General features: G+C 61.0%; 21 protein-coding genes and 1 pseudogene. 10 read left to right on the forward strand and 12 right to left on the reverse strand.

The features are described 5' to 3' along the window. Nucleotides 1–145: 145 nt before the first annotated feature. From NKI01_RS20395 to wecB, 3 genes are read right to left on the reverse strand one after another with little or no spacing between them, the layout of a single operon-like run. Complete coding sequence (locus NKI01_RS20395) at nt 146–949, reverse strand: WecB/TagA/CpsF family glycosyltransferase (RefSeq protein WP_023720694.1); 804 nt, start codon at nt 947–949, stop codon at nt 146–148. Continuing rightward, the gene (gene wecC / locus NKI01_RS20400) at nt 946–2277 is read right to left on the reverse strand and encodes a UDP-N-acetyl-D-mannosamine dehydrogenase (protein WP_352964390.1); all 1332 of its coding nucleotides are present in this window, start codon (nt 2275–2277) and stop codon (nt 946–948) included. The genes NKI01_RS20395 and wecC overlap by 4 nt, the downstream gene beginning before the upstream one ends. After that, on the reverse strand, nt 2270–3424 hold the full coding sequence (gene wecB, locus NKI01_RS20405; protein ID WP_023720696.1) for a non-hydrolyzing UDP-N-acetylglucosamine 2-epimerase: 1155 nt from the start codon (nt 3422–3424) through the stop codon (nt 2270–2272). The genes wecC and wecB overlap by 8 nt, the downstream gene beginning before the upstream one ends. A 337-nt stretch (nt 3425–3761) precedes the next feature. On the opposite strand from wecB, the gene NKI01_RS20410 reads away from it, so the two are divergent. After that, complete coding sequence (locus NKI01_RS20410) at nt 3762–5069, forward strand: glucosamine inositolphosphorylceramide transferase family protein (protein ID WP_352494486.1); 1308 nt, start codon at nt 3762–3764, stop codon at nt 5067–5069. 19 nt (nt 5070–5088) lie between these two features. On the opposite strand, the gene NKI01_RS20415 is transcribed toward NKI01_RS20410, so the two are convergent. After that, on the reverse strand, nt 5089–6399 hold the full coding sequence (locus NKI01_RS20415) for a VpsF family polysaccharide biosynthesis protein (protein ID WP_023720699.1): 1311 nt from the start codon (nt 6397–6399) through the stop codon (nt 5089–5091). 155 nt (nt 6400–6554) lie between these two features. Then, nucleotides 6555–7622, reverse strand: a complete 1068-nt coding sequence (locus tag NKI01_RS20420; RefSeq protein WP_352964392.1) for an acyltransferase family protein — start codon at nt 7620–7622, stop codon at nt 6555–6557. A 325-nt stretch (nt 7623–7947) separates the two neighbouring features. Here NKI01_RS20420 and NKI01_RS20425 point away from each other — a divergent pair, with 325 nt between their 5' ends. The 9 genes from NKI01_RS20425 to minE all read left to right on the forward strand — a co-directional run bounded on the left by NKI01_RS20425 (nt 7948) and on the right by minE (nt 17602). Next, nucleotides 7948–9498, forward strand: a complete 1551-nt coding sequence (locus tag NKI01_RS20425) for a GumC family protein (protein ID WP_352964394.1) — start codon at nt 7948–7950, stop codon at nt 9496–9498. Between the two features lie 8 nt (nt 9499–9506). Next, entirely contained in the window at nt 9507–10613 is a 1107-nt protein-coding gene (locus NKI01_RS20430) for a glycosyltransferase (protein ID WP_352494488.1), read from the forward strand. A 258-nt stretch (nt 10614–10871) separates the two neighbouring features. After that, on the forward strand, nt 10872–11870 hold the full coding sequence (locus tag NKI01_RS20435; RefSeq protein WP_352964402.1) for a LacI family DNA-binding transcriptional regulator: 999 nt from the start codon (nt 10872–10874) through the stop codon (nt 11868–11870). Next, a complete protein-coding gene (locus NKI01_RS20440; protein WP_352909574.1) occupies nt 11867–13384 on the forward strand; it encodes a sugar ABC transporter ATP-binding protein in 1518 nt (505 codons plus the stop codon). The genes NKI01_RS20435 and NKI01_RS20440 overlap by 4 nt, the downstream gene beginning before the upstream one ends. After that, nucleotides 13384–14436 (forward strand): ABC transporter permease, encoded by a 1053-nt coding sequence (locus tag NKI01_RS20445; RefSeq protein ID WP_352964397.1) that lies wholly within the window; start codon nt 13384–13386, stop codon nt 14434–14436. Before NKI01_RS20440 ends, NKI01_RS20445 begins: the two co-directional genes overlap by 1 nt. A 107-nt stretch (nt 14437–14543) precedes the next feature. Continuing rightward, nucleotides 14544–15545, forward strand: coding sequence for a substrate-binding domain-containing protein (locus tag NKI01_RS20450; RefSeq protein WP_031194494.1), 1002 nt, complete (start codon nt 14544–14546; stop codon nt 15543–15545). 233 nt (nt 15546–15778) lie between these two features. Next, nucleotides 15779–16498, forward strand: coding sequence for a septum site-determining protein MinC (minC, locus tag NKI01_RS20455; RefSeq protein ID WP_031194495.1), 720 nt, complete (start codon nt 15779–15781; stop codon nt 16496–16498). A gap of 19 nt (nt 16499–16517) precedes the next feature. Next, on the forward strand, nt 16518–17333 hold the full coding sequence (gene minD, locus NKI01_RS20460; protein WP_023720708.1) for a septum site-determining protein MinD: 816 nt from the start codon (nt 16518–16520) through the stop codon (nt 17331–17333). Further along, entirely contained in the window at nt 17330–17602 is a 273-nt protein-coding gene (gene minE, locus NKI01_RS20465) for a cell division topological specificity factor MinE (protein WP_023720709.1), read from the forward strand. The genes minD and minE overlap by 4 nt, the downstream gene beginning before the upstream one ends. A 181-nt stretch (nt 17603–17783) precedes the next feature. On the opposite strand, the gene NKI01_RS20470 is transcribed toward minE, so the two are convergent. The 7 genes and pseudogenes from NKI01_RS20470 to NKI01_RS20500 form a co-directional block, all read right to left on the reverse strand. Next, the gene (locus tag NKI01_RS20470) at nt 17784–19103 is read right to left on the reverse strand and encodes an ABC transporter substrate-binding protein (protein ID WP_023720710.1); all 1320 of its coding nucleotides are present in this window, start codon (nt 19101–19103) and stop codon (nt 17784–17786) included. Nucleotides 19104–19198: 95 nt separating this feature from the next. Further along, nucleotides 19199–20047: a carbohydrate ABC transporter permease gene (locus NKI01_RS20475; protein WP_352484059.1), complete on the reverse strand. Its 849-nt coding sequence runs from the start codon at nt 20045–20047 to the stop codon at nt 19199–19201. Continuing rightward, nucleotides 20044–20961, reverse strand: a complete 918-nt coding sequence (locus NKI01_RS20480; RefSeq protein WP_051409714.1) for a carbohydrate ABC transporter permease — start codon at nt 20959–20961, stop codon at nt 20044–20046. The genes NKI01_RS20475 and NKI01_RS20480 overlap by 4 nt, the downstream gene beginning before the upstream one ends. Nucleotides 20962–20980: 19 nt before the next feature. Continuing rightward, on the reverse strand, nt 20981–22072 hold the full coding sequence (locus tag NKI01_RS20485) for an ABC transporter ATP-binding protein (protein ID WP_352484060.1): 1092 nt from the start codon (nt 22070–22072) through the stop codon (nt 20981–20983). Nucleotides 22073–22122: 50 nt separating this feature from the next. Further along, nucleotides 22123–23634, reverse strand: a complete 1512-nt coding sequence (arfA, locus tag NKI01_RS20490; protein WP_352484061.1) for an arabinosylfuranosidase ArfA — start codon at nt 23632–23634, stop codon at nt 22123–22125. An 18-nt stretch (nt 23635–23652) separates the two neighbouring features. Continuing rightward, nucleotides 23653–23814 carry a hypothetical protein gene (locus tag NKI01_RS20495; protein WP_156948152.1) on the reverse strand — a complete coding sequence of 54 codons (162 nt, stop codon included), beginning with the start codon at nt 23812–23814 and terminating at the stop codon, nt 23653–23655. A 4-nt stretch (nt 23815–23818) separates the two neighbouring features. Next, nucleotides 23819–23928 (reverse strand): annotated as a pseudogene (locus NKI01_RS20500) (transcriptional regulator); the annotation flags it as partial.

Here is a 23928-nt window from a genome sequence, read left to right on the forward strand (position 1 = left end):
AGAGGCCATGATTCGGAGACCGGCATCTACGATCGTGACACTCAGATAACCCAATGTTAAGCGCCGTTTTCCAAGTCACGGCCTTAGTCTCGGGAGTTCGAACGTCGCTCCCACGGCCACGCCTGTTTTATGGGTGAACGCGAACCTATAAACCGGCGTTTCGGCGCCAGCGACGCTCCCAGAACTCCCGGCACAGCAGCCCGGCATAGGCAGTGTTGGTGTCGTAGTAGCGGCGCCACAAGCGTCGCGGCTCCTGGACCACGCGGAACAGCCACTCCAGGCCGGCTGCTTGTATCAGCCTCGGCGCACGGGCAACCTTGCCGCCATAGACATCGAAACTGCCGCCCACGCCCATCACGAAGCTTGCGGCGAGTTCGTCGCGGTAGCGCTTGAGAAATCGCTCCTTACGCGGTGTCGGCATGGCCACCAGCAGGCAGTCGGCGCCCGACGCGTTGATCGCCGCGACGATCCCGGCCTCATCCTCCGGCTTGAAATAGCCGTTGCGCATCCCCGCTATGACCAGGCTCGGATGGTCCTTGGCAAGTCTCGCTACAACCGCGTCGAGAACGTGCTGTTCGGCCCCCAGCAGATAGGGCCTGAACCCACGCTTCGCGCAGAGGCTCAGCAGATTGATCATGATGTCGACGCCCGCCACCCGCTCGGGCAGCGCGACGCCACACAGACGTGCGCCCCAAAGCACGCCGATCCCGTCGACATTGACCACGTCCGCCCCTGCAACATCCTCGCGCAGTTCGGCATTCTGGCGCATGGTCACCAGCTTGGCGACATTCACGACCACATGATGCAGCGGCCGCCGCACGGTCATCGCCTCGTCGGCGATGGCCAGCGTCTCGGCCATGGTCAGCGCATGGATCGGTGCGCCAAGGAACTCCCGGCGCCGTGATGCCAACAGGGAATGCTGCGCCCAAGCCGGGTCGTGCGCGTTCATGCAGCCTGCTCCCTTGCGAGCGTCACTTGTGCGACTTCTGGTTTCTTGCCTTCGATACGGGCGTCGGGCTTGCGTGCCTTGCGCCAGGTCCATAGGCCCCTTGTATCGACGAGCTTCTTGTCCTTGAGCGCTTCGGGGTCTACCAGATTGAACTGCCGATGGTCGACCAGGAGGACGACGATATCGGACTTGTCGATGGCCGAAAGTGCGTCGGTGAACACGATGCCCCTGCCCTCGAGTTCATGCGGCAGCGCATTTGTGTTGGGTTCAGCCGCAATGATCTTCACATTGGGGTTATCGGACAGAAGCTTCACCACCTCGACGGCCGGGCTCTCGCGCAAATCGTCGATATTGGCTTTGAAGCTGAGGCCAAGACAGGCGATCGTTTGTTTGCGGGAGGGGTCGAGCAAGGCCTCGATATCCCTGACCACCGACATGGGCCGCTCGGAATTGATCCGGCGTGCGGAAGCCATCAGCCGCGTGCTGTTGGGTGCGGCGTCGATGATAAAATATGGATCGACCGCAATGCAGTGACCGCCAACGCCCGGGCTCGGCTGGAGGATGTTCACGCGAGGGTGCCGATTGGCGAGATCGATCACTTCCCAGACATTGAGCGACAGGTCCTGACACACTGCGGCAAGCTCATTGGCGAAGGCGATGTTGACGTCGCGGAACGCGTTCTCGGTAAGTTTCACCAGCTCAGCGCTTTCGGCCGTCGTCATGAACAGGTCGCCGGTGACGAAGGTTGAATAGAGTGCCGCGGTCCGTTCCGACGATTTGCGGGACAATCCGCCGATCGAGCGATCGTTATTGATCAGCTCGGTCAGCACCTTTCCCGGCAGCACGCGCTCGGGCGAATAGGCGACCAGCACATCGGCGTCTTCGCCATGCAGGACAGGAAATTTGAGGTCAGGCCGCAACTCGGCAAGCAGCCCGTTCATGATGCGTGTCGTGCCGACCGGCGATGTCGATTCCAACACAGCAAGGTCTCCCCGCTTCAGCACCGGGGCGATGCTTCGTGCCGCCGCCAGCACGTAGGTCACGTCCGGCCTATGGTCGTGGGTCATCGGGGTCGGCACGGCGATGATATACGCATCCGCCGGCTGCGGCGTGCTGTAGGCCTTGAGCTTGCCGTTCGCCACGACCTTCTGGATCAGGCCGTCAAGGTCCGGCTCGACGATGTGGATTTCGCCGCGATTGACTTTCTCGACTACCGCTCCGTTCACATCGACGCCAATGACGTCGAGCCCTCGGCTGGCGAAAATGGCGCAGGTCGGCAGGCCGATATAGCCCATGCCGATTACGGAAACGGTTTTGATTTCAGCCATGATGCAGCAGTTCCTCAACAATCCGGTTACTGGCCCGGCCATCGCCATATGGGTTGTGTCGTTCCGCCATGCCGCGATAGGCAGCCTGATCGTCGAGCAGGCGATTGGCGTTGAACAGGATTTTCTCGACATCGGTGCCGACGAGGCGGGCGGTGCCGGCCACGATCCCCTCGGGTCGCTCGGTATTCTCGCGCATCACCAGCACCGGCTTGCCGAGCGAAGGCGCTTCTTCCTGCACGCCGCCGCTATCGGTAAGCACCAGATAGCTCTGCTTCTGCAGATACAGGAACGGCAGATAGTCCTGCGGCTCGACCAGATGGATGTTCGGCACGCCTTCCAGCTCTGCGTTGACCACCGAGCGCACATTGGGGTTTGGATGGACAGGGTAGACGATCTGCACGTCTCCGCGCGCCGCCAATCCTTTCAACGCCGTACAGATGCGCTGGATGCCGCCGTCGAAATTCTCGCGGCGATGGCCGGTGACGAGGATCATTTTCTTCGTAGAGTCGAGGAAGGGGAAACGGGCGGCGAGCTTCGCGTTCATCAACCTGTCGGCATCGATCGCGCTTGAAAAATGCAACAGCGTGTCGATCACGGTGTTACCGGTCACGAAGATAGTGCTTTCGGCTTTTCCTTCGGCGATGAGGTTGTCGCGCGCCTGAACGGTCGGCGCAAAATGCCAGGTGGCGATGTCGCCGGCAATCTTGCGATTCAGTTCTTCAGGAAACGGCGAGTTGATGTTGTGGCTGCGCAATCCTGCTTCGACATGAGCGACCGGGATGCGCTTGTAGAAGGCAGCCAGAGCCGCGGCCATCGCCGTGGTGGTGTCGCCCTGTACCATGACGATATCGGGCTTCGCCTTGTCTAGCACCTCGGCCATGCCCAAGAGCACGCGCGAGGTCACGTCGAACAGCGACTGGCCGGGTTGCATGATGTTGAGATCGTGATGCACCGGCAGGCCGGTCAGTTCGACAACCTGGTCGACCATCTCGCGATGCTGGGCGGTGATGCATATTTCGGTGATGAAGCCTGGATGAGCAAGGGCGGCGCGCGCCACCGGAAAGCATTTGAGCGCCTCCGGCCTCGTGCCGAACACGATCAGCAGTTTCCGCCTGGACGGCAGTTTTGGACGTGAAAGGACGTTCATTGCTGATCCTGGCCGCCTGCAGCACTCGAAACATGCCGACTATTGTCCGCAACAGCCATAATAGCGCCGGAAAACGCCTTCGTGATCTCAATTCTTAATATATGATTAACAACCAAGGCCGCGTTCTCCCGGGTTAACTCTTGTGAAAGGGTCGGGCTGACAAATAGTCTATGGTAGTAGTCTTGAAAAAGAATATATTGGATTGACTAATATTTTAATCATCGGCCACGCCGACGCATCCCGGCGCTGGGAAAATGAGCTTCTGGTGCGGTTGAGCGCGGCTGGACACGTTGTCTCGAGTTGCCGCGCGCCGACGCCTGAAGCCAACGCGCGCGGGATGGATAATGTGCTGGCGCTCGAGGGCCGGCGCTTCGGCCCCTCACTGGCAAGCCGTTCCGAGCCGTTGCCGTCCGGCGATACCGGCCCCGCCGACCTTATAGTCGATCTCACCGCTACCGCCGCACGACGGGGCACGCCTGTCCTGACGCTCGAATTTTGTGGCCGCAGCAGCTTTGCCGCAGGCATGACCGAGATACTGGCGAGCGGGCGGCTACCCGAACTCACCGCCCGCCTCGACGGCGTTGCCATCGCCAGGGCGCGGCCGATGATCAGCGATCGGCTCTGGCTGTCCCGCAGCAGCAACGAGCTACTCGCCGGCGCCATCTCCCTGATTGCCCAATGTGTCGCCCGCTTTTCCACGGGCAAACTTGCGCCGATTGCCGAGAGCCCGGCGCCACCCCTGCAGAAAGGCGGATTTATCCGGCACTATCTGCCCTTTTTCGGCAGGGGATTGGTCGACCGTGCCGTGCAAAAACTGCGACGTGGCCGGCGCCCCTTCTATTGGCAGGTTGCTTACCGGCTGATCGACGGTCCAGGCGTCGCCGAAACCGGACAGCTGGATGGCAAGCCGTTCACCGTGCTTGCCGATGACGGGCAGCGATTCTACGCCGATCCGTTCGTTCTCGAACGCGACGGCCGCCACTATCTTTTTGTCGAGGAGTTCCCCTACGCCACCGGCCGCGGCGTGATTTCCGTCGCTGAACTTGGCGACGACGGCGTTTTCGGCGTGCCGAGGTTGGTGCTGGAGGAAGCGCATCACCTGTCATATCCGCAGGTGTTCGCCCACTCCGGCGAAATTTTCATGATTCCTGAAAGCGCTACGGCACGCGAACTGGTGCTCTACCGTGCCGTGCAGTTTCCGGATCGCTGGGTACGCGATACGGTGCTGATCGCGGACAGGGATTTCAACGACGCCACGCTGCTAGAATCCGACGGCCGCTTCTGGTTGCTGGGGACGGAGCGGTTCGGTCACGGCAGCGCGTCGGACACGATGACCGTCTATTCCGCCACGGCGCTGCGTGGGCCTTGGGTAGCGCATGCGCTCAATCCCGTCGCCGTCGATCACTCGGCCACTCGGCCGGGCGGCGCTTTCATCCGTCAGGGCGACGCCTTGCTGCTGCCGGTGCAAAACGGCTCGAGAGCCTATGGCGGTGGCCTGGGGTTGATGCGGCTGGATCGGCTTAATGATTTCGACGTCCGTTTTGAACTGCCCCGCCCAATCGATCCGGGGCCGGCATGGGCGCGGGCGGGTATCCACACGCTCAATCGCGCCGGCGATGTCGAGGTCGTGGATAGCGCCGGCTGACCGGATCCGAGGTCCGTGCTTAACGAGACCCGGCCGGGTTTGGGTGGGATGCAGCGGCCGAAGGCATGCTCTCGAGCTGGCCTCTATCGGGCTGCTTCCTATAGGCAAGCAGCAACACCACAATAATCGCGATTTCAGGCGATTTTGATGAGAGCGCGTTGTTCGACAGCGCAGCAAGCAGGAAGGTGATGATGCCTATCCATGCGGGCAGCGGCGCCCCGCGCAGCAGCCGAAAAACGAACCAGAATATCAGCACCGTAAAGAGCACGGCTATGGGCAGGCCGAAGAGCATGACGATGACCACCGGCGCGCTCTCGATGAACGGCAGATGCAGCTTCTCGTTGACGATCGCCAGGAGTTCGTCGCCGTTCATGCCAAACAGGATGTCTTTCCAGCTGACAAGTCCGAACACCTGGTAGATCGTCACCCGCGCCATAAAATTTTGGTCGAAAATGGTGTTGCTGAACCGGTTCAGCAGACCGCCAGCAAACAGCATCGCAACAAGCACCGCGCCGCCTGTCATAGTGAACATCAGCACGACAAATTTGGCCTGCCGCTCATACTTGAGCGACAGGCCCGGCCAAGGCACGAACAGCAGCAGAATGAGGATTTCTCCGGCAGCGAGCAGAAGCGCGGCGCGAGCGCCCGATGCAGCACAACCGACGACCAATACGAAAATCGCCACCACCCGCACCCATATGCGCCAGCGCGTCAGCGGTACGAATCCGATGACTGTGGCGCAGAGCGCGCCTAGTGACAGCGGATGGGCCGCTAAGCCGATCGGCCTGAACTGCAGTTCGTTGATGCCGTAAGGCAGGAATCGATGTTGAGTCACCGCTTCGATAGTGCCGATCACGGCGCTCAGGATGGCCATTCCAAGCACTACGTCGCCCAGCGCCCGCCGCGACTCCGCGTTTAATGCCAGCATCAACAGGCCTGTGGCGCCGGCCACCAGATAGGTATCGATGATGAACCCGGAGGAGCCCGCACGGCCGGTAATGAACAGATAAGGCACCAGCGCGAACATCAGCACCGAATAGCGCATCAACGCCTTGAATATTCCAATTTCGTCGCCCTGCAGCAGAAACGGTCGGCTGAAAAGAACGACAGCAAGCAGCAGGAAGATCGCGTAAGTGCCGAAATGCAGCTTCTCGTAGAACGAGCCTCCCTGGGCCGTATAGTCGACGACCATGTTCATCACCTGCGGCGACACCGTAAAGCGCAGCAGGAACGCGAATGCGGCGCATAGGAAAAACAGCAGCGACAACGCGTTTTGACGGCGCGCCTGGCTGGACAACAATCGTTCCGATGCGGCAGCAGGATAGCTCATGGCCCCTCCAAGTGAAGGTATTCAAACGGCATTCCGGCCACGAGATCCATTCAAGAGACTGCCGAACGGATGCGGCGTGTGTGTTGTCAAAATATGCCGGGCCATGCGTTTGCCACAACCGTTAAGTTCGATGCCCGGACGTTTGCACGGTCTCCTTATTTGTTCCCCGTGGCAGCGTAAGGAAGCGATGTGGCTCTAACCTTCCTTCTGCCGTTCAGAATGAGAAGAATCGGCTTCTCGATCATCTGGTGGATCACCAGGCTGGCTATGCAGGCAGTCACGATGCTGACCACCGAGACCAGCAACACTGTTGCCGGATGGTCGTAGCCGATGGTGCGCCTGGCCAGGTAGGCTACGGCGCCGATCACGAAGATATGCGACAGGTAAAGCGCGTAGGAGGCGTTGCCGAGCTCTTCGAGCAGGCTCCAGTGCTTCAGTTTCGGTTCCAGAATGAGGCCAAGGTGAAGCAGGCTGGCGGCCCACATTACCTGCCCCGCGAAGCTGATCTGGCTCATCAGCGGCGTGCCGTCATCGACGAATGCAAGCAACACGCCTGCAGCGGCCATAGGGCCGAGTAGCCAGACATGGCGTGTGTCGGAAGCAAAGCCGCCGTCCAGATAGCGCCGGCCTATCCACATGCCGACGACGAAGGCCACCGGCGAAGCGTTCAGATAGAACTGGAGAACAGGGTTGGTGGGAGCTATCAACAGCCCGGCCAGCCACATCGCAATGAAAAAGACCGTCAACACAAATGCGCGCGCGGTCACCGATAGGAATGCGAGCACCGCGAATGCGATATAGAAATAGGCCTCATAATTGAGCGTCCAGCCGAGTGACAAAATTGGGCTGACGCCATCTCGTTCGGGCGCTTGGTGGACAACGAAGAACAGCGACTGGAGATAATGGGGCCACGTAAAGACGGTCTTCTGGAAGAGACTTGGTGCAAGAGCTGCCAGAAGTGCGGCGACGCTTGTGAAAAGCCAGTAGAGGGGGATGATCCGGATCGCTCGGCGTTTCAGGAAGGTTGGAGCAGAGAAGGGACCGCTCCCCGTAATATAGACCATTATGAATCCGCTAATGACGAAGAACAGAATGACACCAAGGCGGCCCGCAGTCACGATAATCGTATTATCTATGCCGATCTGGTAGGAAAAAGCGTGCGCGAACAGAACCAACAAAGCGGCGCAGGCGCGAAGATACTGGACCGAATAGAATTTCGTCACGTTCCTCTCCTGCAATTGCAGGCGACTGACGCCATCCTGCAGGTCGCGGTCAGTGCTTCAGATGTCATTCAAAAGGCATTGCCATCTTTTCAATACAACCGCGCCGTTAAGTGCGCGTTACCGATTTCATGAAAATCACTCACCGGTTGCGGACGCAAATCGGGCGACGGCAAGAATGCGCGCCAAATTCTGGGCAACGAATCCCTTCAACGTCCGCCGGACGGAAGGGGGGATGAACGGCAAAATGGGCCAGCTTGGAAAATAAGATATTAACGATGTTTCTGTAGAGCAGGCCAAGCGTAACGATTTAACAAGGGTTGTCACCATGTCTGCCGGTTCCGGCACACCCCCGATCTCCGCGACGGCTTCCAATAACAGTGCGTTCGAGCGTATCGCCAATGCGCGGCGCAGGGCGATGCTGCAACAGCATGACCCAGTCGCGGCGCGCAGCTCCGCACCGGTGACGCCGCAACCATCCGAGCCTGTCGCGACGGTGACCCTGGACAAGATCGGCGATTTCCTCGAGCTCGATTTTCGACGCCTGTTCGTCTGGCTGCGGGCCGGTCTCGCCCTGGCGTTCATGCTGGCGGTAATCGGCGGCATTGTCGGCGGCGCCTATGCATTGCTGAGCAAGCAGCGTTACACCGTCACGACAGAGGTACTCATCAACCCCTCCAATTTGCAGGTTGTGGAAAACGACCTCTACTCACAACCGGGCCAGGTCGATAGCCAGCTGCTCAACACACGCAGCAAGCAGCGCATCTTGACCTCGGGCAACGTGCTTTCCCGTGTGGTGGACGAACTGAATCTGACTCACGATCCAGAGTTTTTCGATCCAGACCGGAGCACGTCTACGTCTGGCGCGGTGGCGAAGCCCGACCCGAAGCTTATCGCCTTGAAGAACCTGGCGGACCGGGTAAACGCCGCTGCGGACCCAACCTCGTTTGTCACAACCCTCTCGGTATCCGCGGAAACCACTGCCAAAGCGATCCTGATCTCGCAGGCCATAGTCAAAAACTTCCAGGAAGAACTGGCCAAGGCCGAAGCTGCCGGTGCCGGCCGTGCCGCGGCTGCCCTCGACAGCCGGCTTGGCCAACTCAAGAGCGACGTCCAGGCAGCCGAAGAGAAGGTCGAGAGCTACAGGCGCAGCCACAACCTGTCCTCCAGCAATGGCCAGCTCGTCAGTTCGCAGACGATGACGCAGCTCAACGGCGAAATCGTCGATGCGCAATCGCGCGTGATCGCCGCGCAGGCAAGCTACGACGCCCTGGTTGCCTCCGGTATAAATGGGGCCAATCCCGACCCCACGGTTTCGGAAGCGCTCGCGGCGCTGCGCGAGAGGTCAAACAGCCTGCGACAGCAGATCGACTCACAGTCGATGACCTTCGGTCCGCGCCACCCGACGATTGTCAGGCTGAGGACGGAGCTCGAGACCGTCAACTCGCAACTCCGAGCCGAGTTCTCCCGCACCGTCGGAACGGCAAAGTCCAGCCTGGACAAGGCCAGGGCCTCGTTGGCCTCTCTCAACGCCAGGATGAACGATCTGAAGAGCAACGTTTTCACCGACAGCGAATCCGAAGTCGCCCTGCGTGAGCTTGAACGCGATGCGGCCTCGAAGAGAGCGGTCTATGAGAGCTTTCTGTCACGTGCGCGCCAAATCAGCGAGCGCGAGCAGATCGACACCACAAACGTACAGGTGATTTCGACCGCGGTGCCCCCGCCAGGGCGCTCATGGCCCCCGCGCACTGCCCTGGTGGCAGGCGCAGGAGCGTTCGCAGGCTTTGCCCTGGGCATGCTGCTGGCCATTGGCATGGGCATTATCCGCGACATGCGCCGGCCGCCGAACAGATCAGACCTTGCTGCCAGCCGAGCCTGAAGCAAGGCATGGCGAAGCGCATCGTTTTCCACATCGCCAGCCTGCGAGGCGGCGGCGCCGAGCGTGTCTTCGTCCTGATGGCAAATGAAATGGCGTCGCGTGGCCACGAGGTCACGCTTTTTACCTGGAACGCGCAAGGGCCTAACGCGGCGCTGCGCTCCGCCGCCGTGCATCTGGTCGACTTCGGCCTTCTCTTGCGCGGCGAGGGTTACGCCAAGTCGGCGACGCTAAAAGGCATCGTGCGAAGCGCAAATTTGTTCCGCCGCCTTGATCCTGATGCGGTCTATAGTGCCCCGGAATTCGCCAATCTGGTCATGGCGCTGTCACTCATGTTGGCCAGAAGCCGCGCAAAATTCTTTCCAAGCTTCCACGCCGCCGCCTCGCTGCCTGCGAGCGGCCTCGGCGCGAGGCTGGCGATCTGGCTTTCCGCGCTGGTTGCAGCGCGCGCGACCAAAGCCATCGCCGTTTCGGCGGGTGTCGGCCGTGACATCATCGCCCGCGGCTTCCCCGAATCCAAGGTCGTGGTCATCAGCAACCCGCTGCCGCCGGCTGAAGCACCGCAGGGGACTTCCTATGCCTGGCAGGCAAAATTGGCAGCGATGGGATATGGCCCGGTCATCGCCACGGCCGGGCGCCTGGTGCCGGTCAAGGACCACCGGACTTTGCTGCGGGCCTTCGCTGCCCTGCGCGCCGGCCGCCCTGCCCGGCTTGTCATCTTCGGCGAAGGTCCGCTGGCTGCCGAATTGCACGCCTATGCCGAAGAGACCGGCATAGGCGGGGAAGTGCTCTTTGCCGGCTACGTCAACGATCCGGCAGCCTGTTATGCCGCAGCCGATCTGTTCGTCCTTACATCCACCAGCGAAGGCTTTGGCAACGTGTTGGTCGAGGCCATGGCTGCCGGTGTCCCGGTAATCTCCACCGATGCTCCGCATGGCCCGCGCGAGATACTCGGTGACGGCCGTTTCGGCACCTTGGTGCCGGTCGGTGACGCCGCAGCCCTGGCGAAGGCGATGGCCGAGATGCTGGACCACCCCACCCCTGCTGCCGTCCTGAAAAGCCGGGCGGCGGATTTCGCAGTCGACAAGATTGGCGATCGGTACGAAGCCTTGCTCTAGTTGTCGCGCCCGGCCAACAGATCGCGGTGGCATCCAGCCGCAGCTGATGGCCGGCACGGAAGTCCTGGCTGATTTCGGCGCAAGCAAGTCACATCAAGCCAGAAAACCGGTTGCGCAAACGTTTCGATGGCGCTAGCTTTCGGAAAGTCACAACGGCCGCCCAGGCGGATTCAAAGATTGTGAGACTGGGAAACGCAAGATTCGAGGAGGAGCGTGCGTGCGCTTGCCCGTCACCACGTCGAGCGCGACAGCTCCGCGATGACGACGATCGTCGAGGTCGCTCGCAGGGCAGGCGTGTCGGTGTCGACCGTTTCACACGTCGTCAATCGAACCCGCTATGTCTCCCCGGCCACTGCCCGATCGGTGAGCGAGGCGATCGCTGCTCTCGGCTATATGCCCAACAATGTCGCACGCTCGCTGAAGCTGGCCTCGACGAGCAGTGTCGGCCTGGCGATTTCGGCGATCTCAAACCCCTATTTCAGCGACATCATCTGCGCCGTCGAGACCGAGTGCGCGCGCCTTGGCCTCATGGTGTTCCTGTCGGATACGCAGGACGATCCCGACAAGGAACTGGCTGTCGTCCAGGCACTGCACCAGCGACGCGTCGACGGGATCATCCTGGCGCCCTCTGCCGCGCCGCAAGCTGCATTGCGATATCTCTCGGAACGGTCCCTGCCCTGCGTCTTGATCGACCGACTACCTGACGATCGCTTTGATCAGGTCGGTGTCGAGAATTTCGAGGCCATCCGCGCGCTGATCGACCACGTCGTGTCCTTCGGACATCGCCGCATCGGTTTTGTTGCCGGACAGCGGGGATTTGCCACCACGCTGGAGCGCATGAACGGATTTCGCGCGGCACTGGAGGCCAACGGCCTGGAGTTTGTGCCGGACTACGTCGTGACGGGAAACGCGACCACCGCCAGTGCGAGCACCGCCGCCCATGCGCTGTTGTCGCTGCTGGTGCCTCCGACTGCCCTGGTGACCGGCAACAATCTGTCGACGATAGGCGTGATGCGCGCGGTCCGTGAGCGAGGGCTCGCTGTCCCCAGGGACATATCGGTGGTCGGCTTCGACGATTTCGAATGGGCCGATTACTTCGAGCCGCGACTGACGCTGGTCGAACAGCCCTGCGAGGATTTGGGCCGGCAGGCAGCCGCGTTGCTGATTGAGCGGATTGGACTTCCAGATGGCCAACGACGCACGGTTCGCCTTGAGCCAACGCTGCGCCTGCGCGCATCCTGCGGAAGACCGGCATGACTTCGCCGCTTCTGACCATGAATGGCGTCGTTAAACGTTTCGGTGGCGTTCACGCTTTGCGCGGCGTCGATTTCGAACTGCGCGTGGGCGAGATCCATGCCCTGCTGGGCGAGAACGGCGCTGGCAAGTCGACATTGATGAACATCCTGTCCGGTGTGCACGCCCCTGACGAAGGAACGATCACGATCGATGGCGCACCGGTGCATTTTGCCAATCCGCGCGAAGCGCAGGCCGCCGGCATCGCCACGATCTTCCAGGAACTCGATCTCGTGCCTGGCCTCGATGTCGCGGCCAATCTTTTCCTCGGTCGCGAGTTGGTGAAGCCCGGCGGTTTTCTCGATGTCGCAAGGATGCGCGAAGAAGCCCGCACCCGGCTGACCGCCATCGAGTTGGACATCGATGTCGAACGGCCCGTCGGCGAACTGTCGATCGGGCATCGTCAGGTCGTGGCGATCGTCAAGGCACTGTCCTATGCATCGCGTGTCCTGATCATGGACGAGCCGACGGCGGCCCTGACGGTCAGCGAGGTGGACAGGCTCTTCACCATCATGCGCAAGCTCAGTGCCACCGGCGTGGGCATCATCTACATCTCGCATCGGCTTGAGGAGGTTCCCCAAGTTGCGGACCGGGTAACGGTGATGCGCGATGGCCGCGTGGCCGGGACGACAGCCCCGGACGCACCACAGGCCGAACTGGTCAGCCTTCTCGTCGGCCGGCCACTGGAGGACCTTTACCCGAAACGCACACGCACCGCAGGTCGCCGGCTCCTTCATCTCAAGGACGCCCGTTTCCATCCCGCTCGAGCCAGCGCCGGCTGGCAGGTTCCCCAAAACGTTTCGCTCGACGTGCATGAGGGCGAAATTGTCGGGCTGGCGGGCGTCATGGGTGCCGGCCGTACCGAGTTGCTCAGCGCGCTCTATGGCACCGGCCTGGCAGGCCGTTGGGCCGGCACCGTCGAGGTCGACGATCGCCCGGTGCGCCTCGAGTCCATCAGAGCTGCGCGCAGGGCCGGCGTCGCCTTCGTCACCGACGACAGGCGAGGAAGCGGACTGATGCTGCGTACGACGGTCGGCCGCAACCTGGTCATGTCGGTGCTGCGACGAATCTCACCCCGCGGCTTCATGTCGATTGCACGCGAAGCAGCCGCTGTGGCGCGCTCGTTCGGCCAATTCGACATACGACCGCGCAATGCGGCCATCCCGGTCGGCGCGCTGTCGGGCGGCAACCAGCAGAAGGTGGTGCTCGCCAAGGAGATCCTCGGCAATCCGCGGCTGCTGTTGCTGGATGAACCGACGCGTGGCGTCGACGTCGGCGCCAAGGCGGAAATCTATGCCAGGCTTCGCGATCTGGCATCGCAAGGCCTCGGCATACTCGTCGCCTCGAGCGAAATGCCTGAGCTGATTGGCCTATGCGATCGCATCGTGGTTCTTCGGGAGGGCCGCAACGTGGCGGAATTCGAGCGCGGCGTCGATGAACACACGGTGCTTGCCGCCGCAACCGGAAAGGCCTCCTGATGTCCGACACCAGCACGGCGGATACCGAACTGCCGAGCGGCAAGACAGCTCAGAAGCGGCGCGATCCGCTTGCACTCATCGTCCGCTTCCAGAGCCTGATCGGCTTGGTGGTCGTCGTGATCGGCGGCATTATCTTCTCGCCGCGCCGGCACGGACAGATACTGTTCATCGCCCCGGACAACATCGCCAACATCGTACGCGCCGTATCCGAGACCGGCATCATCGCGATCGGCATGACTTTCGTCATCATCACTGCGGGGATCGACCTCTCGGTTGGCGCTTTGCTTGGCCTGGCCAGTGTCGTCACGGCTACGATGATGATCAATGGCGGTGTTGGCCTCGTGCCGACGATTCTTGCCGTGCTTCTTGCCGGCGTGGTCTTCGGTGCCGTTCAGGGCTCGATCTCGACGCGCTTCCGCCTTGAGCCCTTCATCGTCACCCTCGCGGGCCTTCAGGCCGCGCGCGGTCTGGCCCTGGTCGTCTCGGGCAACGAGTACATCAACATCTCCTATGGCGACGGACCCGGGCTTGCCCCTCCGGTATTTGCCATTCTGGCCGAGCGCTTGTTCAACAATGTGGTGCCGGTGGCAACCATCGTCTTCATCGCTTTTGCGGCGATCGCCACAGTGGTTCTCAACACGACCCGCTTTGGCCGCTATGTCTTTGCCGTCGGCGGCAATGAGCGGGCGGCGCGCCTCTCGGGCGTTCCGGTGTCCGCCGTCAAGATCACCGTCTATGCGATCACCGGCTTCGCGGCCGCTCTCGCCGGCATCGTCCATGCAGGGCAGTTCAACTTCGGCAGTGCCAATGACGGCGCCGGTTACGAACTTACCGCCATCGCCGCGGTCGTCATCGGCGGTACCAGCCTGTTCGGTGGAGCCGGATCGATGGTCGGCACGGTCGCCGGCACGATCATGCTCGGCGCGCTCGCCAACGTCCTGCAACTCAACAACATCACACCCGCCCTGCAATTGCTCGCGACAGCCGCGATCATCATCCTGGCGGCGGTTCTTCAGTCCCTCGTCCGTCGCCGCGAAGGTCTGGTCCGTTAAGTGGGCGACATTGGAAGACCCCTGAACGCCAGCTTACCCGGCGTCGGGAGAGTGAAGCTCAGCAAACCAACAGTCGAGCCAAGGGCATCGACAGGAAGGAAACAACCATGGTTATCAGGAGCACACGCAATAGCAGACAAAGGGCCTGGCAAACGTGTCTGCTTGCCGGGACCTTTCTCGCAGCCGCCGGAGGGGCTCAAGCTGCGGAACCATTGGTCAAGGCTTGCTCCAAGACCGGCGAATTCGTAATCGGCTTTTCTCAGGCCAACAATGCCGAGCCGTATCGCCAGCACGTCAATGACGAACTCACCGCCGCCGCCAAGGCAGTGTCCCAGTTCACCTTGCAGATCGCCGATGGCGCCGGCAGCGTGAACACCCAGACCTCACAGGTCGACAATTTCATCACCCAGAAGGTCGACCTGCTGCTGATATCGCCCTTCGAAGCATCGCCGCTGACGCCGGCGGTGAAGCGGGCCATGGAGGCCGGCATCCCCGTCATCGAGCTCGACCGCAAGACGGTTGGCGATCCGGGCAAGGACTACACGGCTTTTATTGGCGGCGACAATTACAAGATCGCCTTCGAAGCCGGCAAATATACCGCCACGAAACTGCTTCCTGACGGCGGTGAAGTTGCCGTTCTGGAAGGGCTGCCCAGTTCGACCCCTGCCGTGGAACGGCTCAACGGCTTCAAGGACGGCGTCAAGGAGAACGACAAGATCAAGGTCGTCGCCGAGCAGGCGGCGGACTGGCTGCCGGACAAGGCACAGACGGCGTTCGCAGCCATGCTTCAGGCCAATCCCGATATCAAGATGGTCTACGCCAGCAACGACATGATGGCCGCCGGAGCGCGCCTTGCCGCCAAGGGCGCCGGCAAGGAAGGGCAGATCAAGATCATCGGCACCGACGGATTGCCAGGTCCTGCCGGCGGCATCCGGGCCGTTGCCGAAGGCGAATGGGCTGCAACCTTCACTTATCCGACGGGCGCCAAGGAGGCGATCGATATGGCAAAGTCGGTTCTTCTCGATTGCGCCACATCCGTCGAGCCGACGGTCACAGTTGCAACGACGGCGATCACGCCGGAAAACGCCAAGCAGATGATGGGTAACTGACAAAAGTGCCATGGCGATTGCGGTGCGGAGGTCGAATGGCACCTCCGCACCGTCGCAACGCCCCATTTCCGCCCATCGGCCGGTCTTCGGCAACGGCGAGGGTCTCCAGGGTCCAATCAGATCGACCGTCGGTGCGCTCCGAAACAGCAAGAATGGAAGCCTCGGAAGGCCGCCATTAACTGTTCGTTAACCATGCCGGGCTAGCCTTAACCAATCAGTAAGGAGTCGCCTCTGTGACCTGCGTCGCTCCCATCCAAAACAAGTCCATACGCTTTCGAGCGCGCTCGTTTGTAGCCTTCACCCTCACCCCTGAGGCCCCGTTGGGGGAATGGCTGCAAAGCCTGGATCACTGGACCGAAAACTCTCCCGGCTTCTTTGCCGGTCGCCCGGTCGTGCTCGACCTGAATATGCTCAAGCCCGAGGCGGGCGAGATCGAAGATCTGGTCTCACAGCTCGCGGAGCGCGGGATTCGCATCTACGCGATCGAGGCGGACGGCAATGTTGGTCTCGATGCTGATCTGCCGCCGCTCCTCGTTGGCGCCAAGGAGGCCACCGCTGACGCGCTTTACGTGCAGCCGGACCCAAAAGCCGCCGCTGAGGCCAAGACGGAAGAGCCGGAGGCGCCGAACTCATTGATGATCAAGGCACCGATCCGCTCCGGCCAGTCGATCTTTCACCCCGATGGCGATGTGGTCATTGTCGGCTCCGTCAGTTCCGGTTCCGAAATCATCGCCGGGGGGTCGATCCACGTCTACGGCACGCTGCGTGGGCGTGCGTTCGCCGGCGCCACGGGAAATTCTGCGGCTCGTATCTTTTGCCGGAAAAATGAAGCCGAACTTCTGGCGGTAGACGGCTGGTACCGCACCGCCGAGGAGATGGACGCCTCCTCGCGAGGAAGGCCGGTACAGGCCTTTCTCGAGGACGGCGCACTTTGCGTCGCACCGCTCAACTAACAACATTGGAGGCACAAATATGGGCAAGGTAGTGGTTGTCACATCCGGCAAAGGGGGTGTCGGCAAGACGACCTCGACGGCCGCTCTCGGCGCGGCGGTCGCGAAAACCGGCAAGCGGGTGGCCCTCGTCGACTTCGATGTCGGCCTGCGCAATCTCGATCTGATCATGGGCGCCGAGCGGCGCGTGGTTTTCGATATCGTCAACGTCATTCAGGGAACTGCCAAGCTTTCGCAGGCGCTGATCCGTGACAAGCGGCTCGACACGCTGTTCCTGCTGCCGGCCTCGCAAACGCGCGACAAGGATGCCCTCACCGAGGAAGGCGTCGCCGATGTCATCGACAAGCTGCGATCGGTTTTCGACTACGTCTTCTGCGACAGCCCCGCCGGCATAGAGCGCGGCGCGCAACTTGCCATGCGCTTTGCCGACGAGGCGGTAATCGTGACCAACCCGGAAGTGAGCTCGGTCCGCGATTCCGATCGCATTATCGGCCTGCTCGACTCCAGGACGATGAAAGCCGAGCAAGGTGAATCGATTGCCAAACACGTCCTCGTCACGCGCTATGACGCTGCCCGCGCTGCCCGCGGCGAGATGCTCAGCATTGATGACGTTCTCGAGATCCTGTCCACGCCTCTGCTGGGAATAATTCCCGAGAGCCAGGACGTGCTGCGCGCATCCAATGTGGGCGCGCCGGTTACGCTCAGCGAAAACACCAACCCCGCCGCACGCGCCTATATCGACGCGGCAAGAAGACTCGAGGGCGAGGACCTGCCGGTCGTTCTGCCTTTCGAGCGGAGGGGCCTCCTCGACCGGCTGTTGGGAAGGAGGGCAGCATGAACCTGCTCGATATCTTCAAGCGCCGCGGCAGCGCGCCCGTGGCGCGCGAGCGCTTGCAACTGCTGTTGGCTTACGAGCGTCGAAGCCGCAACCAGCCCGATCTCGTCTCCGTGTTGCGCGAGGAGATCATGGCGGTGATCGCCCGGCATGTTCAGGTCGACCAGGATTTCCTGCAGGTGAGCATGGATCACGGCGAAACGACGTCGAGATTGGAGATCGACATCCAGATCCCCAACAAGATCGCAATGCCCATGGCCGCGGCGTTCTAGCGGAATCCTCCAGTCAGGGCTCGCGTCGGCTGCTGCCGAGGTTGCGGCGCCGTGATTGGCGTGTTCGACCCGGTCGCCACGGGCAAGTCACGCAATAACCACTGCAACCACCGCCTCACCAAAACCCCGCGGCCGTTTCCAGCCGCGGGGGCGCCTTGGGAGGGCCTTTCGAAACCCGTGGTCAAATGTTGGCGAGCAATTCGTTGACGCGGCTTTCCATGTCGGCAAGGGCGGTGTCGACGTCCTTCTGGCCACTGATTGCTGCACTCATCTCTTCGCCGATAATGTCCTGGATCGCAAACTGGCGCTGTACGGCCGACGGCAGCGGCTTGCCGAGGTCGGCGACCGCAGAGATCGTGTTGCGATGCGGCAGGGCCTTGAAGGCGTCCGAGGTGATGACGGCCTTGTAGGCGGGCAGGTGACCGGTGCGCGACCACTCAAAGTCGTTGTCGGCGAAGAACTTCAGGAATTTGCCGATGGCCGCGATCTGTTCAGGCGTGCGGTCTTTCTGCGACACGGCCCAGGTGTGGCCGTCGGCATATTGCGCGTGGGTGCCGCCAAACAGCTGCGGATACGGATAAACCGCATAGCCGCCCTTGTTGAGCGCCGTACCCTTGGTTTCGGACTGGGCGTTGTAATCGCCGACCACCCAGGTGCCGTTGAGGTGGACGCCACCCTCGCCGGCAAGGAAGGCATTGATCGAGCCGCCATAATCGAGGTCCTTGGTGGTGTAGCCCTTCTCGAAGATCGCCTTGTACATCTCGACGACCTTCTTGGCTTCCGGCGTATTCAACTTCACATGCTTCGGATCGGCAAAGAAATCGGAATCCTGCTGGAAAAGATAAGTGTAGAGATTGCGTGTGTAGAGCGCAGTCTCATTGGTCAGGTTCTGGACGAAATAAGGCTTGCCCGTCTTCTGCTTGAACTGTTCGGCCTGGGCGAGCAGTTCCTCGGGCGACTTTGGAAAAATCGGCGTGCCGTCGGCACTGACGAGGCCGGCTTGTTTGAAAAGATCCATGTTGACATGATAGAGCATCGTCCAGCTGTCGATCGGCAGGCCATAGATCTTGCTGTCTTTGGTGGCGCCATTGCGCGCCGCGTCGGTGAAGGCGTCGGGTGTCACGCCGACTGACTTCAAGAGATCGTCGAGCGGCATCAACAGGCCCTTCGACTGATAATCCGACAGTACGGATTCATGGATCGTGACGATGTCCGGAGCGTCGCCTGAAGCGAACTGCGCGGTCAGCTGATCGTAGCCGGGCCATTCCACGGTGGTGACGTTGACGTGGACATCGGGATTGTCGGCGTTGAACTTGTTGATCAGCGAGGTGATGATTCCGCATTCGCCAACGGCTTTGGTGGGATCGGTGTTGGTGCCGAAATCGGCATCGCAGGCGCCGAAAAAGCGCTGCACGCTCAGTTCCGTGGCCGCGAAGCTTGGATTTGCGAGCATCATTGCGCCCGCAGAGACTGCGGCAAACAGCATTTTCTTCAGTTTCATATCAGTTCCTCCTACTGAGTTTCCGCCGCTCCACCCTGGATTGGCCTTCGTGCTTCAATCGCTGCGCATTCCCCCCGGCCGTCAGGCAATCTTCGTTATCTCACCGCAGCGCCGGAGACCGCCGTGACGATGTATTTCTGGAAAAACAGGTAGACGATCAGGATCGGTGCACCGGCAAACACCGCCTGCGCCATCAGGAAGCCGATGCCTTCGGACTGGGCGAAGTTGGTCTGCGTCGAGGCCATGCCGACCGTCAGCGTGAACATGTCCTTCCTCGTTGCCGAAATCAGCGGCCAGAAATAATCGTTCCACGCGCCGAGAAAGGTAAAGATGCCGAGCGTTGCCTGCGCAGGCAGCGTGAGCGGCAGAAGCACCTTCCAGAAAATCCTGAGCCGGCTGGCGTTATCGAGCATGGCGGCTTCGTCCAACTCCTTCGGGATGGCTTTGAAATACTGGGTCATCAGGAAGACGCCGAACGGAGCCGAAAGGCCCGGCAGAATGAGCCCTTGATAGGTGTTGTGGAACTTCAGCATGCTGAAGATCTGGTGACGGGCGACGAGCACGGCCTGCTCCGGGACCGCCAGGCCGAACAGCACGATCACGAACAGCACGTCTCGGCCGGGGAAATTCAGCCGTGCAAAGCCGTAGCCGGCGAGCGACGACAGGATCAAGGTGCCGAGCGTCAATCCGCCCGAGACGATGATGCTGTTGCGCACCCAGATGAACACCGACGAGGTGCCGACCGTGTTGATGTAGTTCTTCAGCGTATAGGGCGCGTGAAACACCGAATTCGGATCTGCCATCAGCTCCGCATTGTCCTTGAGTGACAGGCCGATGACCCACAGAACCGGCGCGATCATGACGATCGAAAGCAGGAGGACCAGGGCCAATAACAAATGGTCGCCAAATGCCCGTCCCTTGATGGAAGCGGCTGGAGCGCTCATGCCTGGTCTCCCCTGCTGCGTGTCACCAGGTACTGGGCCATGGCCGCGATCAGGATGAGGATGAACAGGATTTCCGATGCAGCGGCGCCCAGGCCGAGATCCCAGCGGCGGAATGCGGTGTCGTAGATGTAGAGCACGATCGGCTTGGTCAGGTTGTTCGGACCGCCCCGCGTCATCAGCCAAGCCTGGCCGAACAGCTGGAATTGCAGCACGATCTGGATAATGATCACCAGGATGAAGGTCCGCTTGATCGACGGCAGCGTGATCGAGCGTAGCGTCTGCCAGCGATTGGCATTGTCCAGCGCCGCCGCCTCGTAGATATCCTGCGGAATCTGCTGGAGCGCCGAGAGAAAGAGCATCATCGGCAGGCCGATGCACCACCAGATGGTGGCAATGGCGATGCCGACCATCGCCAGGTTGGGATCGGAAATGAAAGCCGGCGCGGTCGCGCCGAACCATCCGTAGATCGTCGACAACAGGCCGACATTCGGAATGAAGACGATGCGCCAGATCAGCGTGACGATGGTGACCGACAGCACCGACGAGGAAAAGAACAGCGTCCGCAAAACCGCAGCAGTGCGCGTCCGGCGATTGAGGCAAAGCGCCAGGAAAAGACCGATCAGCGCCAGCGTCGGCACCGTCAGCAGCACGAAGTAGAAGGTGTTCCAGATCGATTGCAGGAAGACCTTGTCGTGATACAGCCTGACGTAATTGCCGAAACCGACAAAATTTCCGGACGAGAACGTGTCGGCCTTGTGGAAACTCAGCCACATCCCCCAGAGCAGCGGGAAGAGCAGCAGCGTCGTGAAGAAGAACAAGAATGGCGCAACGAAAATGAAGTTTCGCCATTGCGGCGCATAGATGTCGGCGGTCGGCGTTCTGGCGCCGACAGCAAGCGTCGCGGTCGGGGACATCGCCAGCCGGTCAACCATCTCAGGCCTCCCTCGCATGCCAGGCGCGGCCGGTCTCATTGAACAGATGCGATTTCTGGCCGTCGAAGGCGAGCCCGATCCTGTCGCCGACGGCGACGCGACTGTTGCCGGCATCGGAACCGACTATCTGCTGGCCATCGCCCAGCCGCGCGTAGATCAGGGTGCGTTCGCCGAGCCGCTCGAGCACATCGACCACGCCATCGGCATTGCCCTGTCCGGCGGCAACGATACGGACGTCTTCCGAACGGATGCCGAAAGTGTACTTGCCATCGGTCAATTGGCTGGAGGCGATCTCGGTCTGCACCGAGATGCCGTCCGCAAACCTGGCCGTGGCGTTCTCGCCGGATTTGTTGAGCGTCGCATGAACGAAGTTCATCGCCGGCGCACCGACGAACCCTGCGACGAATTTGGTCGCCGGACGCTCGTAGATCTCCATCGGAGTGCCGATCTGATCGATCTTGCGATTGTTCATGACGACGATGCGGTCGGCGAGCGTCATTGCCTCGACCTGGTCGTGGGTGACGAAGATCATCGTCGACTGCAGGCGCTGATGAAGCTGGGCAAGTTCGATGCGGGTGCGGGTGCGCAACGCCGCATCGAGATTGGAGAGCGGCTCGTCGAACAGGAACGCCTTCGGCTCCTTGACGATCGCACGGCCGATGGCGACGCGCTGGCGCTGACCGCCGGAGAGCTGGCCCGGCTTGCGATCGAGCAAATGCGGCATTTCGAGGATGCGGGCGGCTTCGTTGATGCGCGCCTCGATGACCTTGCCTGGAACGCCGATATTCGCAAGCCCGAAGGCCATGTTGGCGCGCACCGTCATATGCGGATAAAGCGCATAGGACTGGAACACCATGGCAATGCCGCGCTTGCCCGGCGGCAGATGATCGATGCGCTCATTGTTGATGGCAATCTCGCCGCTATCGACAGCTTCGAGACCGGCAATCATTCGAAGAAGCGTCGATTTTCCGCAACCGGACGGCCCCAGGAACACGATGAATTCGCGTGCCCTTATGGAGAGCGACAGATGATCCAGCACCGTCATGGCACCGAACTGCTTGCTCACGTTTCTGATCTCGATATCGGCCGTCACGTCGACGCTCCTCCTCAGCGCTTGCGCTTGTCTCGATGATCCGCCTGAACTCAGAGCCTCAGGCGAATGACCTGGTAGGAATAGGCCGGCAGCGACAGGCTCAGCTTGCCGCCGGCGAGTGAGGCGCCCTCACCCTTCCTTGGGCCGACATTGCCTGGGTTCTCGGCCGAATTGACGGCTTTCAGATCGGCGTGCGCCACGACCCGGTGATCGACGATTTCCGCTTCGCCGAAGCCGGTGAGGTCGACCACTGTTTCGATTGCCTCGCTCGAATGGCGGTTGACGGCGAAGAAGGTGACGTGGCCGGTCTTCGTGTCGTGCACCCCGGCAATGTCGACGTAGGCGACGTCGCCCGCAACGGTGGATTTATAGGTCGGGCTTTCCACCTTGAGATCCAGCGCATTGCCGCGGCCGTAGTTAGAAGCAAACAGATAGGGATAAAAAATCGTCTGCCGCCATGCCGGGCCATTCGGAACGGTCATGATCGGCGCGATGACGTTGACCAGTTGTGCCAGGCAGGCGATCTTGACGACATCGGAACGGCGGATGAAGGTGTTGAGGATCAGGCCGACCTGCAGCACATCCTCGAAATTATAGATGTCTTCGAGCAACGGCGGGGCGAATGGCCAGCCGTCGCTGCCGCCGAGGATTTTCTTGTCCTGCTCCTTGGAATGGTACCAGACGTTCCATTCGTCGAACGAGATGTAGACCTGCTTGTTGGAGCGCTTCTTGGCCTTGATATAGTCGATGACGCCGGCGACCGAGACAATGTAGTCGTCGAGCTTTTCGCTCATGGCGAGATAGTTCGAAGCGTCGTTGGCTTCGTTGTCGAAATACATGTGCAGCGAGATGTAGTCGACCTCGTTGTAGGTATGGTCGAGAACCGTCGCTTCCCATTCAGGGTAGGTCGGCATCTTGGCATTCGAAGAGCCGCAGACCACCAACTCGAGCGACTTGGAGAAGGCGCGCATTGCCTTGGCCGTCTCATGCGCTAAGCGGCCATACTCGTCCGCGGTCTTGTGGCCGATCTGCCAGGGGCCGTCCATTTCATTGCCGAGGCACCAGAGCTTGACGTCGAAGGGCTCCTTGCGGCCATTGGCGATGCGCTTGTCGCTCCATGTACTGCCGCCGGGATGGTTGGCGTACTCCAGAAGGTTGCGGGCTTCGTCAAGGCCGCGCGAGCCGAGATTGACGGCAAGCATCATCTCGGTGTTGGCGGAGGTGCACCAATCGGCAAATTCGTGCAGGCCGACTTCGTTGCTTTCCGACGTATGCCAGGCGAGGTCGAGCCGCACCGGGCGCTCTTCCTTGGGGCCGATGCCGTCTTCCCAATTGTAGGCGGAGACGAAATTGCCGCCGGGATAGCGGACGATCGGAACATTAAGTTCTCTGACGAGATCGATGACGTCCTGACGCATGCCATTGGCATCCGCCGTCGGATGGCCTGGCTCGTAGATGCCGGTATAAACTGCCCGCCCGAGATGCTCGATGAAGGATCCGTAGAGCCTCGGATCGATTTCCGAGACAACATAATGCGGATGTGCCGTAACGGCTGCCTTCATGCATTCCTCCCATCGATATCACAAACGATGATTTAAATCATCTTGCCCGATATCAAAGAGGAATTGGCAGCTCTTCGTCAAGCCAAAATAGCCAAAAGTAGGACAATTAGACGAAGGTTTTGGCTCAGCAGAAAGCCAGTTCATTGAAATTGCTGCGTTATCTTCAGAACCCGGTTTCATGATATCAACCAGTTTTGATCCGGAGCAGGATGTCCTGATCGTAATTTCCAAAGCCCTTGCCGAAAATGTTGATCCCGCCGGGGCGCTTGGCGTCGTCCTTGACGCCGATACGGA

This window comes from Mesorhizobium sp. M0815 (genome assembly GCF_040319995.1).
In the GTDB taxonomy this organism is placed as follows: Bacteria; Pseudomonadota; Alphaproteobacteria; order Rhizobiales; family Rhizobiaceae; genus Mesorhizobium.

What these genes read in the sequence shown, in the direction of transcription:
- arfA (WP_352484061.1), bottom strand. Translation starts at nt 23,634, where the DNA reads ATGAAGGCAGCCGTTACGGCACATCCGCATTATGTTGTCTCGGAAATC.
- minE (WP_023720709.1), top strand. Translation starts at nt 17,330, where the DNA reads ATGAACCTGCTCGATATCTTCAAGCGCCGCGGCAGCGCGCCCGTGGCG.
- NKI01_RS20410 (WP_352494486.1), top strand. Translation starts at nt 3,762, where the DNA reads ATGGATAATGTGCTGGCGCTCGAGGGCCGGCGCTTCGGCCCCTCACTG.
- NKI01_RS20415 (WP_023720699.1), bottom strand. Translation starts at nt 6,399, where the DNA reads ATGAGCTATCCTGCTGCCGCATCGGAACGATTGTTGTCCAGCCAGGCG.
- wecB (WP_023720696.1), bottom strand. Translation starts at nt 3,424, where the DNA reads ATGAACGTCCTTTCACGTCCAAAACTGCCGTCCAGGCGGAAACTGCTG.
- NKI01_RS20470 (WP_023720710.1), bottom strand. Translation starts at nt 19,103, where the DNA reads ATGAAACTGAAGAAAATGCTGTTTGCCGCAGTCTCTGCGGGCGCAATG.
- NKI01_RS20425 (WP_352964394.1), top strand. Translation starts at nt 7,948, where the DNA reads ATGTCTGCCGGTTCCGGCACACCCCCGATCTCCGCGACGGCTTCCAAT.
- minD (WP_023720708.1), top strand. Translation starts at nt 16,518, where the DNA reads ATGGGCAAGGTAGTGGTTGTCACATCCGGCAAAGGGGGTGTCGGCAAG.
- NKI01_RS20440 (WP_352909574.1), top strand. Translation starts at nt 11,867, where the DNA reads ATGACTTCGCCGCTTCTGACCATGAATGGCGTCGTTAAACGTTTCGGT.
- wecC (WP_352964390.1), bottom strand. Translation starts at nt 2,277, where the DNA reads ATGGCTGAAATCAAAACCGTTTCCGTAATCGGCATGGGCTATATCGGC.
- NKI01_RS20475 (WP_352484059.1), bottom strand. Translation starts at nt 20,047, where the DNA reads ATGAGCGCTCCAGCCGCTTCCATCAAGGGACGGGCATTTGGCGACCAT.
- NKI01_RS20480 (WP_051409714.1), bottom strand. Translation starts at nt 20,961, where the DNA reads ATGTCCCCGACCGCGACGCTTGCTGTCGGCGCCAGAACGCCGACCGCC.
- NKI01_RS20450 (WP_031194494.1), top strand. Translation starts at nt 14,544, where the DNA reads ATGGTTATCAGGAGCACACGCAATAGCAGACAAAGGGCCTGGCAAACG.
- NKI01_RS20495 (WP_156948152.1), bottom strand. Translation starts at nt 23,814, where the DNA reads ATGAAACCGGGTTCTGAAGATAACGCAGCAATTTCAATGAACTGGCTT.
- NKI01_RS20445 (WP_352964397.1), top strand. Translation starts at nt 13,384, where the DNA reads ATGTCCGACACCAGCACGGCGGATACCGAACTGCCGAGCGGCAAGACA.
- NKI01_RS20395 (WP_023720694.1), bottom strand. Translation starts at nt 949, where the DNA reads ATGAACGCGCACGACCCGGCTTGGGCGCAGCATTCCCTGTTGGCATCA.
- NKI01_RS20435 (WP_352964402.1), top strand. Translation starts at nt 10,872, where the DNA reads ATGACGACGATCGTCGAGGTCGCTCGCAGGGCAGGCGTGTCGGTGTCG.
- NKI01_RS20430 (WP_352494488.1), top strand. Translation starts at nt 9,507, where the DNA reads ATGGCGAAGCGCATCGTTTTCCACATCGCCAGCCTGCGAGGCGGCGGC.